This window comes from Endozoicomonas euniceicola (assembly GCF_025562755.1).
In the GTDB taxonomy this organism is placed as follows: Bacteria; Pseudomonadota; Gammaproteobacteria; order Pseudomonadales; family Endozoicomonadaceae; genus Endozoicomonas_A; species Endozoicomonas_A euniceicola.
Genome location: NZ_CP103300.1, coordinates 621184 through 634289, shown reverse-complemented (window position 1 = coordinate 634289; position 13106 = coordinate 621184). Strand labels below are relative to the sequence as shown.

10 protein-coding genes are annotated in these 13106 nt (G+C 45.4%); 7 read left to right on the top strand and 3 right to left on the bottom strand.

What is annotated here, in order from left to right:
* Positions 1-32: 32 nt before the first annotated feature.
* Positions 33-461, top strand: coding sequence for an IS200/IS605 family transposase (gene tnpA, locus NX720_RS02405; protein WP_262595354.1), 429 nt, complete (start codon positions 33-35; stop codon positions 459-461).
* A gap of 70 nt (positions 462-531) precedes the next feature.
* Here the strand turns inward: tnpA and NX720_RS02400 are convergent, their stop codons facing one another.
* The gene (locus NX720_RS02400; protein ID WP_262599154.1) at positions 532-660 is read right to left on the bottom strand and encodes a hypothetical protein; all 129 of its coding nucleotides are present in this window, start codon (positions 658-660) and stop codon (positions 532-534) included.
* 141 nt (positions 661-801) lie between these two features.
* Between NX720_RS02400 and ruvC the strand changes: the two genes are divergently transcribed.
* From ruvC to NX720_RS02375, 5 genes are all read left to right on the top strand, one after another.
* On the top strand, positions 802-1326 hold the full coding sequence (gene ruvC / locus NX720_RS02395; protein ID WP_262599152.1) for a crossover junction endodeoxyribonuclease RuvC: 525 nt from the start codon (positions 802-804) through the stop codon (positions 1324-1326).
* 298 nt (positions 1327-1624) lie between these two features.
* Positions 1625-3607: a hypothetical protein gene (locus NX720_RS02390; protein WP_262599151.1), complete on the top strand. Its 1983-nt coding sequence runs from the start codon at positions 1625-1627 to the stop codon at positions 3605-3607.
* A 330-nt stretch (positions 3608-3937) separates the two neighbouring features.
* The gene (locus tag NX720_RS02385; RefSeq protein ID WP_262599149.1) at positions 3938-5881 is read left to right on the top strand and encodes a hypothetical protein; all 1944 of its coding nucleotides are present in this window, start codon (positions 3938-3940) and stop codon (positions 5879-5881) included.
* Between the two features lie 314 nt (positions 5882-6195).
* Complete coding sequence (locus NX720_RS02380; protein WP_262599147.1) at positions 6196-8151, top strand: hypothetical protein; 1956 nt, start codon at positions 6196-6198, stop codon at positions 8149-8151.
* 315 nt (positions 8152-8466) lie between these two features.
* Entirely contained in the window at positions 8467-10365 is a 1899-nt protein-coding gene (locus tag NX720_RS02375; RefSeq protein WP_262599146.1) for a hypothetical protein, read from the top strand.
* 311 nt (positions 10366-10676) lie between these two features.
* Here NX720_RS02375 and NX720_RS02370 read toward each other — a convergent pair whose 3' ends face one another.
* On the bottom strand, positions 10677-11219 hold the full coding sequence (locus NX720_RS02370) for a carboxymuconolactone decarboxylase family protein (protein ID WP_262599145.1): 543 nt from the start codon (positions 11217-11219) through the stop codon (positions 10677-10679).
* Positions 11220-11355: 136 nt separating this feature from the next.
* Here NX720_RS02370 and ruvA point away from each other — a divergent pair, with 136 nt between their 5' ends.
* Positions 11356-11967: a Holliday junction branch migration protein RuvA gene (gene ruvA, locus NX720_RS02365; RefSeq protein WP_262599143.1), complete on the top strand. Its 612-nt coding sequence runs from the start codon at positions 11356-11358 to the stop codon at positions 11965-11967.
* Between the two features lie 168 nt (positions 11968-12135).
* On the opposite strand, the gene rarD is transcribed toward ruvA, so the two are convergent.
* Positions 12136-13050, bottom strand: a complete 915-nt coding sequence (gene rarD / locus NX720_RS02360) for an EamA family transporter RarD (RefSeq protein WP_262599141.1) — start codon at positions 13048-13050, stop codon at positions 12136-12138.
* Positions 13051-13106: the final 56 nt, after the last annotated feature.

Sequence of the window (13106 nt, the reverse complement as noted above, 5' to 3'; positions counted from 1 at the left end):
TTATATTACAGGTATTTGAAAGAGGTTTTCAAGTGAGCGCACACAATAAAGATTTGCTTAAAGGGTATCTTCGCAAACGACATAGCGTTACCAAGCTGGTTGTTCATTTGGTGTTCACGACAAAGTACAGGCGAAAGCTTTTTGATGGCTATATGATCAAGCAGTTACGGGAGTCGTTCGAGAGTGCATGTGAAAAACTGGAATGCCAGTTACTTGAAATGGATGGCGAAAAAGATCACGTACACCTGTTGGTGGCCTACCCACCAAAACTGGCTATCAGTGTCATGGTAAATAATCTCAAATCAACATCATCAAGACGGTTGCGAATGCTGAATACCCACCTTACTGCTCAGAGCAAAGCAGGCTTAATGTGGTCAAGGTCTTACTTTGCTTGCAGTGCTGGCGGTGCAACTATCGAGACTCTGAAGGACTACGTTAATAGCCAGAGTACACCAGATTGATGGCGGAAGGCTCTGCGCCTTCCCGTCTTATATCCCCGCCCGCATTGGGCGAGGGTTTACAACGATTTTGCTAAAGCCAAAGATTAATCCCCACCACAATAATAAACAGTATCACCACCACGCCGGTCAGGGTCATTAGAGTTTTTAGAGTGTCTCGCATAATCATCACCGAACAGTCAATGGTCACTAGCTTATTCAAGGCGGGCTGATTGTCGTAGGAGAGTTTGGTAATTCCCGTGTTTTGAATTGTAAGTGTGATTTGCACGACTGTACCGTATAGAAACTTGTATAAATGTACAGTAAGCTGTTTTTTTAATAGCGTGTCTGAGAAGAGTTCTACATGGCCATACTCCTGGGTATTGATCCCGGCTCCCGTATCACCGGCTATGGCGTTATCGAGGAGGTCGGTAACCAGTGTCATTATGTGGCTTCAGGCTGTATCCGTGTTCGGGATGCTTCACTGCCGGAAAAACTGCAACAGATTTACGACAGTGTTTCGGCCCTGGTGGAGCAATACTGTCCGCAAAGCGTGGGAATAGAACAGGTGTTTATGTCACGCAATGCCGACTCGGCATTAAAGCTTGGGCAGGCGCGGGCGGCGGCCATTGTTGCGGCTGTGAATCACAAGCTGGAAGTGGCGGAGTACTCTGCCCGGCAGGTCAAGCAGGCGGTGGTAGGCAAGGGTTCGGCGGATAAGCATCAGGTTCAGCACATGGTGACTTCGATTCTGAAACTCAGTGCAACACCACAGGCCGACGCTGCCGATGCGTTGGCAATTGCTCTGTGTCATGCCCATACCCGTGCCAGCCTGGTGCGAATGGCGGGAGTGAGTGGGACAAGAAATCGTCGCCTGACTGGAAGGTGATATCTGGTTCAGCGCATACGAGCCAGGTTGTTGCAGAGATGATCCATTGTCGTATGTAGTTCCACAGCTGTGGGACTTACTGTTGAAAATCGTCCGGAAAAAACATCTTTGTAACTCGGTTTCTGTGAAAAAATCAGCGGTTTTTTTCAACTGATCTACTATTTGCGATAGCCATTTTGTTCTACAGGTATATTTTGATTGCTCAAGCTGGTTTTTGCTGCTTCCTTATACCACGCTTTGAGCTTAATACCTGCCCTGAGAACTGGGTGAGCCGGGTATGATCCATAGAGGCAAGAATATGCGAATACATAAGATATTTCTGAACATTGTCGTATTTCTGAGTTTTTTCGGTCTTCTTTTTTTTATCTTCCCGCAAGTCTCCGAGGCTGGCATTGAAGCTCTTTTACAATCTAAAACCAGAACAGAAGCTAATTCTTTCTGGTCACAGATTCCGTTACTATTTTCCAAAGCGTTACAAATCGGCCTTACCAGAATCCATGAACCGGGGCTTATCTTTCCTTTACAGCCGGCCCCGGAAACTGCCTTAAAAGAGCGCCTCCTCTCCCTGACAACCAGTCTTGAAACAAGTCAATACGACATCAGGCAGGTACCGAACGGAGCTTCAAAGAAAGAATCCAAAGGGTCTTCCTCCCTATTCCAGGAGAGTCCACAGAGCGACGCAACCACTTCACAAACAGACTCTCGTCAGGCGGAGACCCGTTCAGCCAGGAAGGATGACGAGGGAGAAAAACCTCCTGAAAAACGGCAAAAAATACACACCCGCGGCAACCCATGCCCGCTTTGTAATCACGGACCATGCAAAGAGAAAGAATCAGGAGCGATGCCTCCTGAAACAATGTCCGATACCAGACCTGAAGAAGACAGCACATCTGGAGAATTTGGTAGTCTTGCCTCATTGCGAGGAAATCAGGGAGCAGGCGCATCCAGCCAGTGTGATGACACCCCTTCCCTGAATAGTTATTTAACCGAATTTTACAGATGTCTGGAGAAAGAAGTACTTCCTGTAGAAGTTTACGACACATCAAAGTTTAAAGGGCATACAGGTATTGATCTTTTGTATTATGTCCCAGATGCAGTAATCATTCATTGCCTGTCTGCTGAGAATGAAGAATTTAATTGCCCCCTTACCAACAAGCAAACCTACCATATTGTATCCATCTCCAAAGGAAGGAGGGGCGTATACGTTGACGCTGAAAATGAGTCTCGGATCGATTGTGATTATGATTATGAAGGTTATGACATTTTTTTTATTATCACCGAAAACAATCAAAGCGAAAGCGAGCTTGAAGCTGAGTCAGAGGGAGCCGACGCAGTCAAGGCTGTAGGGCATCTATATCCTTCACAAAATCGCGGTGGCTTTTTTTTCAGCCAATATGATCCCGCTCTCAAAAAGGGCTATTTGCATCTGGCCAGCAACTGGGAAATATTAATAAGGAAAATGGACAACAGAAAAATAAAAAAACTCTGTAAGTACTTAAATGTTAACAAGAAACTGTTAAATAATTTTCAAAGCTATATTCTCGAAGATAAAGAAAATGGCTTAAAAATATTAATTAATAGCTTAAACAGAATCACAGATGGTTTGAGAAGAGAGCCAACTTCCAGCGGCTACAGGGAAAATCTGAACCTTAGGTATTCGGGAGACTATTACTCAAGGATTAAAAGATTTCTTTGGAACACGGATAAGTCTCAAATAGATATTCGAGGCGTGCCTATAGGTAATTCGGAACAATTCCAGTTTCAGCCACCCCATGAAGAAGAGGCTTACCGTGTTGTATCCATGGAGCGGTTCGCTATATATCCTTTGCACATTGCTCTGTTTATTCTCGCAAAAAGCAACATCAGCTCAGCATACGATCATGTTGCGGCCGTGGGGTTCATGCAAATGCGACATGAGCCTATTGACCCTCATAACTATGACTATGCAACGACAGGCAGCCTGTTGCTGGCTCCGGATTGGGAGTCACTCATTAACAATCTGACCGATGAGCAAATACAAATTTTTATAACCGAGCTTAATGCTAACAGTAAAAAAAAGAAATATCTTAGCCTTCTATGCAAGAAAGATAAAGAAGCTACCAGGAAATTACTCGTGTCCGCTTTAAACGAAAGCATAACTTTGATAAATGACAGCATAGCTTTGATAAATGACAGCAATTACGATTCCTTTATAGCTGCCGAGCCATTGAATACTGACTTTGACTACTCGCATTATTCATATGACTCTGATGGCGACTTTGATGATGGCCCTGGTAAATGACTTTGAAATGGACACCGAGTGACTTTACCTGATTGTGGTACCACCATACCCGTAGCAGCCTGCGTGAATGGCGGGAGTGAGTAGGACAAGAAAACGTCACCTGGCCGGAAGAGTAAAAACATCTTTTTAACTCGGGTTCTGTGAAAAAAATCAGCGGTTTTTTTCAACTGATCTACTATTTGCTATAGCCATTTTGTTCTACAGGTATATTTTGATTGCTCAAGGTGGTTTTTGCTGCTTCCTCATACCATTCTCTGGGCTTAATACCTACCCTGAGAGCTTGGTGAACCGATTGTAACCCATAGAGGCAAGAATATGCGAATACATAAGATGTTTCTGAACATTGTCGTATTTATGAGTTTTTTTGGTCTCCTTTTTTTTATCTTCCCGCAAGTCTCCGAGGCTGGCATTGAAGCTCTTTTGCAATCTAAAACCAGAACAGAAGCTAATTCTTTATTGTCACAGATTCCGTTACTATTTTCTAAAGCGTTACAAACCGGCCTTACCAGAATCCATGAACCGGGGCTTATCTTTCCTTTACAGCCGGCCTCGGAAACTGCCTTAAAAGAGCGCCTCCTCTCCCTGACAACCAGTCTTGAAACAAGTCAATACGACATCAGGCAGATACCAAACGGAGCTTCACAAAAAGAATCAAAAGGGTCTTCCTCCCTATTCCAGGAGAGTCCACAGAGCGGCGCAACCTCTTCACAAACAGACTCTCGTCAGGCGGAGACCCGTTCAGCCAGGAAGGATGACGAGGGAGAAAAACCTCCTGAAAAACGGCAAAAAATACACACCCGCGGCAACCCATGCCCGCTTTGTAATCACGGACCATGCAAAGAGAAAGAATCAGGAGCGATACCTCCTGAAACAATGTCCGATACCAGACCTGAAGAAGCCAGCACATCTGGAGAATTTGGTAGTCTTGCCTCATTGCAAGGAAATCAGGGAGCAGGCACATCCAGCCAGTCTGATGACACCCCTTCCCTGGATAGTTATTTAACCGAATTTCACAGATGTCTGGAGAAGCGAGTACTTCCTATAGAAGCTTACGACCTATCAAAGCTTAAAGGGCATACAGGTATTGATCTTTTGTATTATGATCCGGATCAAATAATCAGTCATTGCCTGTCTGCTGAGAATGAAGAATTTAATTGCCCCCTTACCAATCAGCAAACCTACCATATTGTATCCATCTCCAAAGGAAGAAGGGTCGGATACTTTGATGGTGGACATGAGACCTGGACCCTTCATGACGTTTATGCAATTTTTTTTATTATCACCGAAAACAATCAAAACGAAAGCGAGCTTGAAGCTGAGTCAGGGGGAGCCGACGCAGTCAAGGCTGTAGGGTGTCTATATCCTCCAAAAAATTTCTGCGGCTATGACTGCGCATATAACCGCGATATTAAAGAAGGTTGTTTATATCTTGCCAGTAACTGGGAAACCTTAATAAGGAGTCTGGAGACCTTCAGCCAAATAGAAACACTCTGTAAGCATTTAAATGCTAGCAACAAGGCACTGTTAAAGCATTTTCAAAACTATATTCTCGAAGATAAAGAAAATGGCTTAAAAATATTAATTAATAGCTTAAACAGAATCACAGATGGTTTGAGAAGAGAGCCAACTCCCAGCGACTACAGGGAAAATCTGAACCTTGTGTATACGAGAGAAGGCTATCGCCCAAGGATTAAAGAATTTCTCTGGAGTACGGATAGGTCTCAAATAGATATTCGAGGCGTGCCTATAGGTAATTCGGAACAATTCCAGTTTCAGCCACCCCATGAAGAAGAGGCTTACCGTGTTGTATCCATGGAGCGGCTCGCTACGTATCCTTCGCACATTGCTCTGTTTATTCTCGCAAAAAGCAACATCAGCTCAGAATACGATCATGTTGCGGCCGTGGGGTTCATGCAAATGCGACATGAGCGTATTGCCCCTCATAGATATAAGCATAAGACGACAGGCAGCCTGTTGCTGGCTCCGGATTGGGAGTCACTCATTAACAATCTGACCGATGAGCAAATAGAAAGTTTTATAATCGAGCTTCAGGCTAACAGTAAAAAAAAGGAATACCTTAGCCTTCTATATAAGAAAGATAAAGAAGCTGCCAGAAAGTTATTCGTGTCCGCTTTAGACAGAAGCATAACTTTGATAGATAACGACAATTACGATTCCTTTATGGCTGCCGAGCCATTGAATACTGGCTTTGGCTACCCGCATTATTCATATGACTCTGATGGCGACTATTATGATGATGGCTCTGGTAAATGACTTTGAAATAGACACCGAGTGACTTTACCTGATTGTGATACCGCCGTACCCGTGGCAGCCTGCGTGAATGGCGGGAGTGAGTAGGACAAGAAAACGTCGCCTGGCCGGAAGAGGAAAAACATCTTTTTAACTCGGGTTCTGTGAAAAAATCAGCGGTTTTTTTCAACTGATCTACTATTTGCGATAGCCATTTTGTTCTACAGGTATATTTTGATTGCTCAAGGTGGTTTTTGCTGCTTCCTCATACCATTCTCTGGGCTTAATACCTACCCTGAGAACTGGGTGAACCGGGTATGACCCATAGAGGCAAAAATATGCGAATACATAAGATGTTTTTGAACATTGTCGTATTTATGAGTTTTTTTGGTCTTCTTTTTTTTATCTTCCCGCAAGTCTCCGAGGCTGGCATTGAAGCTCTTTTGCAATCTAAAACCAGAACAGAAGCTAATTCTTTATTGTCACAGATTCCGTTACTATTTTCCAAAGCGTTACAAACCAGCCTTACCAGAATCCATGAACCGGGGCTTATCTTTCCTTTACAGTCGGCCCCGGAAACTGCCTTAAAAGAGCGCCTCCTCTCCCTGACAACCAGTCTTGAAACAAGTCAATACGACATCAGGCAGATACCAAACGGAGCTTCACAAAAAGAATCAAAAGGGTCTTCCTCCCTATTCCACGAGAGTCCACAGAGCGGCGCAACCTCTTCACAAACAGACTCTCGTCAGGCGGAGACCCGTTCAGCCAGGAAGGATGACGAGGGAGAAAAACCTCCTGAAAAACGGCAAAAAATACACACCCGCGGCAACCCATGCCCGCTTTGTAATCACGGACCATGCAAAGAGAAAGAATCAGGAGCGATGCCTCCTGAAACAATGTCCGATACCAGACCTGAAGAAGCCAGCATATCTGGAGAATTTGGTAGTCTTGCCTCATTGCAAGGAAATCAGGGAGCAGGCACATCCAGCCAGTCTGATGACACCCCTTCCCTGGATAGTTATTTAACCGAATTTCACAGATGTCTGGAGAAGCGAGTACTTCCTATAGAAGCTTACGACCTATCAAAGCTTAAAGGGCATACAGGTATTGATCTTTTGTATTATGATCCGGATCAAATAATCAGTCATTGCCTGTCTGCTGAGAATGAAGAATTTAATTGCCCCCTTACCAATCAGCAAACCTACCATATTGTATCCATCTCCAAAGGAAGAAGGGTCGGATACTTTGATGGTGGACATGAGACCTGGACCCTTCATGAAGGTTATGCAATTTTTTTTATTATCACCGAAAACAATCAAAACGAAAGCGAGCTTGAAGCTGAGTCAGGGGGAGCCGACGCAGTCAAGGCTGTAGGGTGTCTATATCCTTCAGAAAATCACGGCGGCTATGACTACCCATATAACCCCGATCTTAAAGAAGGTTGTTTATATCTTGCCAGTAACTGGGAAACCTTAATAAGGAGTCTGGAGACCTTCAGCCAAATAGAAACACTCTGTAAGCATTTAAATGCTAGCAACAAGGCACTGTTAAAGCATTTTCAAAACTATATTCTCGAAGATAAAGAAAATGGCTTAAAAATATTAATTAATAGCTTAAACAGAATCGCAGATGGTTTGAGAAGAGAGCCAACTCCCAGCGACTACAGGGAAAATCTGAACCTTATGTATTCGAGAGAAGGCTATTACCCAAGGATTAAAGAATTTCTCTGGAGTACGGATAGGTCTCAAATAGATATTCGAGGCGTGCCTATAGGTAATTCGGAACAATTCCAGTTTCAGCCACCCCATGAAGAAGAGGCTTACCGTGTTGTATCCATGGATTGGTTCGTTAAGTATCCTTCGCACATTGCTCTGTTTATTCTCGCAAAAAGCAACATCAGCTCAGCATACGATCGTGTTGCGGCCGTGGGGTTCATGCAAATGCGACATGAGCCTATTGACCCTCATAACTATGACTATACAACGACAGGCAGCCTGTTGCTGGCTCCGGATTGGGAGTCACTCATTAACAATCTGACCGATGAGCAAATACAAAATTTTATAACCGAGCTTAATGCTAACAGTAAAAAAAAGAAATATCTTAGCCTTCTATGCAAGAAAGATAAAGAAGCTAGCAGGAAATTACTCGTGTCCGCTTTAAACGAAAGCATAACTTTGATAAATGACAGCAATTACGATTCCTTTATAGCTGCCGAGCCATTGAATACTGACTTTGACTACCCGCATTATTCATATGGCTCTGATGGCGACTATGATGATGGCCCTGGTAAATGACTTTGAAATGGACACCGAGTGACTTTACTTGATTGTGGTACCGCCATACCCGTGGCAGCCTGCGTGAATGGCGGGAGTGAGTGGGGCAAGAAATCGTCGCCTGACCGGAAGAGTAAAAAAATCTTTTTAATTTGGGTTCTGTGAAAAAAATCAGCGGCTTTTTCCAACTGATCTACTATTTGCGATAGCCATTTTGTTCTACAGGTATATTTTGATTGCTCAGGCTGGTTTTTGCTGCTTCGTCATACCATTCTTTGAGCTTAATACCTAACCTGAGAGCTTGGTGAACCGATTGTAACCCATAGAGGCAAGAATATGCGAATACATAAGATGTTTCTGAACATTGTCGTATTTATGAGTTTTTTTGGTCTCCTTTTTTTTATCTTCCCTCAAGTCTCCGAGGCTAGCATTGAAGCCCTTTTAAAATCTAAAACCAGAACAGAAGCTAATTCTTTATTGTCACAAATTCCGTTACTATTTTCCAAAGCGTTACAAACCGGCCTTACCAGAATCCATGAACCGGGGCTTATCTTTCCTTTACAGCCGGCCTCGGAAACTGCCTTAAAAGAGCGCCTCCTCTCCCTGACAACCAGTCTTGAAACAAGTCAATACGACATCAGACAGGTACCGAACGGAGCTTCAAAGAAAGAATCCAAAGGGTCTTCCTCCCTATTCCAGGAGAGTCCACAGAGCGGCGCAACCTCTTCACAAACAGACTCTCGTCAGGCGGAGACCCGTTCAGCCAGGAAGGATGACGAGGGAGAAAAACCTCCTGAAAAACGGCAAAAAATACACACCCGCGGCAACCCATGCCCGCTTTGTAATCACGGACCATGCAAAGAGAAGGAATCAGGAGCGATGCCTCCTGAAACAATGTCCGATACCACACCTGAAGAAGCCAGCACATCTGGAGAATTTGGTAGTCTTGCCTCATTGCAAGGAAATCAGGGAGCAGGCACATCCAGCCAGTCTGATGCCCCCCCCTCCCTGGATAGTTATTTACCCGAATTTTTCAGATGCCTGGAGAAACAAGTGCTTCCTGTAGAAGCTTACGACCTATCAAAGCTTAAAGGGCATACAGGTATTGATCTTTTGTATTATGATCCGGATCAAATAATCAGTTATGGCCTACCTAAAGAATTTAAATGCCCCCTTAACAACCAGCAAACCTACCATATTGTATCCATCTTCGAAGGAAAGAGGGTCGGATACTCTGACGGTGGAACTGAGGTATGGACCAATTATGAAGGTTATCACATTTTTATTATTATCACCAAAAACAATCAAAGCGAAAGCGAGCTTGAAGCTGAGTCAGGGGGAGCCGACGCAGTCAAGGCTGTAGGGTATCTATATCCTTCACAAGATCACTCGGGGTATGGTTACCCATATGATCCCACTCGCAAAGAAGGTTATTTATTTCTTGCCAGTAACTGGGAAATGTTAATAGGGGTGCTGGCGAACTTCAGACAAATAATAATAACACTCTGTAAGCATTTAAATGCTAGCAACAAGGAGCTGTTAAAGAATTTACAAAAATATTTTCGTGAAGATAAAGAAAATGGTTTAAAAATATTAATTAATAGCTTAAATAGAATCACAGATGGTTTGAGAAGAGAGCCAACTCCCAGCGACTACAGGGAAAATCTGAACCTTATGTATTCGAGAGAAGGCTATTACTCAAGGATTAAAGAATTTCTTTGGAGTACGGATAGGTCTCAAATAGATATTCGAGGCGTGCCTATAGATAATTCGGAACAATTCCAGTTTCAGCCACCCCATGAAGAAGAGGCTTACCGTGTTGTATCCATGGAACGGCACGTTGTATATCCTTCGCACATTGCTCTGTTTATTCTCGCAAAAAGCAACATCAGCTCAGAATACGATCATGTTGCGGCCGTGGGGTTCATGCAAATGCGACATGAGCCTATTGACGGTCATAGATATGACCGTACGACGACAGGCAGCCTGTTGCTGGCTCCGGATTGGGAGTCACTCATTAACAATCTGACCGATGAGCAAATAAAAAGTTTTATAGCCGAGCTTAAGGCTAATAGTAAAAAAAAGGAATACCTTAGCCTTCTATACAAGAAAGATAAAGAAGCTGCCAGGAAATTACTCGTGTGCGCTTTAGACAAAAGCATAACTTTGATAGGTGACTCCAATTACGATTCCTTTATAGCTGCCGAGCCATTGAATACTGACTTTTGTGACTAAGGGAAGCAGCAGAACATAATATACCGCTGTTGGCTGTTGGCTGTTGGCTGTTGGCTGTTGGCTGTTGGCTGTTGGCTGTTGGCTGTTGGCTGTATGAGCAGCTAATAGCCAAAAGCCAACAGCCCGGTAAGTTATTGAATGCTGCGCCCCTAAGGTTATCCCATATGACCCTGATGATGGCCCTGGTAATGACTTTGAAATGGACACCGAGTGACCTTACCAGATTATGGTACCATACCCGTGCCAGCCTGGTGCGAATGGCGGGAGTGAGTGGGACAAGAAATCGCCGCCTGACTGGAAGATAGCCCAGCCTAATTCGGGTGAACACATAAATGGAAGGCGGCACAACAGAACAACAGATCAAGAATCTGCTGGGGTTTATAGGTCTGTTTCAACTGTTTCCACTGCTGTTCGCTAATGGTCTGCCCACTGTAAAGTGCTTCTGCAACACGCAAAACCAGCGCTTCTTGTTTTGCCCAGCCACTGGATAGATGGCCTTCCGCCACCCGTTCCAGATCGCTGGCCTGCAATCCGGCATCCAGGGCGCAACGGGCAATATCCGGTATCAGATGACGAGCGCCAGCAAGGTGCGCGCTGCGCAGGGCGATTAAAGACCGTTCTCTTACCGGCAGGCTGGTATAACCCTGCATATAGCCGGTGAAACTGAGGGAGGGTGGTTGCAGACTGGGAGTACCTTCCTGTTTATGGATTATATCGTTCAGCAGGATACGTTGAGACACGATAAAGGGAATCGGTACGGCGCCACCGTCGATAGACGGGTGATATTCGCTGGCTAAACCAGCGCTGGGAAGTAATTGCCACAGGGTGCTGAAGAAGGTCTTGAGTCTTTCCATAAACGTATTCCGGGGTGTGTGATGTTGATGCGCTAGTTGTTTTAGAGCGGGCGGAAAATACAAAGTTCGTAGCAGGCCGGTCATTGTTAGACATTCTTACGCTCTGGTCAGCCTGCTCAATGCCAAGAGGTTGAAAATGATAGGAAGAATCCGTGGAACTCTGGTCGAGAAACAGCCCCCTCATCTGCTGGTGGATGCTGGTGGGGTAGGCTATGAAGTCGAAGCGCCGATGTCGGTGTTTTATCAGCTTCCGGAGGCCGGGGCGGAAGTGGTGCTGTTCACGCATTTTGTGGTGCGTGAAGATGCCCAGCTACTTTACGGTTTCAGCAGTCGCGAAGAACGGGAACTGTTTCGAACCCTGATTAAAGTAAATGGTGTCGGGCCAAAGCTGGGGCTGACCCTGCTGTCGGGGATTGATGCACAGACTTTTGTGCGCTGTGTTCATGAAAATGACAGTGCCACCCTGGTGAAACTACCGGGTGTTGGCAAGAAAACCGCTGAACGTCTGATTGTTGAAATGAAGGATAAGCTGGATCGCTGGCAGTCTTCACCGCTTCTGGATGGTAAGCCAATGATTGTTGGCAGTGCTATGGCAGAAGCGGCCAGGGATACCGAGCAGGAGGCGGTCAGTGCGCTGGTGGCCCTGGGTTACAAGCCTCAGGACGCCAGTAAAGTGGTCGGTAAAGTGTTTATGGAAGGCATGGAAGCGGAAGAGATCATCCGCCAGTCCCTGAAAAGTATGATCTAACTACCGGGTTTTTGGCTTCTGGCCTCTGGCCTCTGGCTATTGGCTGTTGGCTATTAGCTGCTCATACAGCCAGCAGCCAGCAGCCAACAGCCAACAGCCAACAGCCAACAGCGGCATATTCTAAGCCTCAGCCCCCTGTCCTTGTCAACGCTCCCCGGTGCGAAGTTTTTAGCCTTTTTTCTGTTGGTTAATCTGGTGCAGCAACAGTCTGATCAGGTCTATGACCACGATCAGGGTGGCAGCCCAGATTAAACCATAAGTGACACACTGTGTCGCTTCAAACGGCTCCTGCAATACGGCGACTGCGATCACAAAGATGAGGGCTGGCTCCAGATAAGACAGCAAGCCAAAAAGGCTGAAGGGTAGTTTTTTGGATGCACTGACATACAGCAGCATTGAACTGGCACAGATGATGCCAAACAGTGGCAGCAGGAGCCAGAGCGAGGGTGTGCTTTGAATACACAGGATGAACTCGCTGCTTTGTGACAAAAAGTAGAGGGCAAAGGGCAGGAATATTGAAACTTCAAAAAATTTAATGCTCGCCGCACTGGCTTTTACGTTTTGCCGCACCATAAAGTAAACCGGGTAAAGCCCGGCAACAACCAGGGCTACCCAGGGCAGTTGCCCATGTTGCCAAAGCTCGATGGCTATGCCTGATGCTGCCAGGGTTATAGCCAGCTTCTGGGCAAGGTTCAGTTTTTCATCATGAAAGAACCAGCCGGTCAGGGCCAGTGTCAGAGGCAGAAGGAAGTAGCCCAGGGCCAGCTCTTTTGTTTGCTGGTTGACTGGAGCCCAGACAAACAGCCACCACTGTATGCCAATCAAAGCGGTGCCGGGAATCAGAAACAGCAGATTGCGACCATGACGGATCATTTGTTTCACGTCCTGCCATTGGGCGCTCATGGTAATAATAATTATCAGGTACAGGCTTCCTGTCACCATTCGTACCCAGAACAACTCGTTACCATTGATATAAAGCTGTTGTACCAGCCAGGGGGTAATGCCAAACAGGACGGATGCAGTCACCGAGCAGGTGAGTCCACAGCCGTATTGGTATTGAGGCGGACTGGGTGTCTGGTTCATTATTAACTGGCTAAACCTGAAATTGATGGGATACCAAGAATAGCGAATATTTTCAG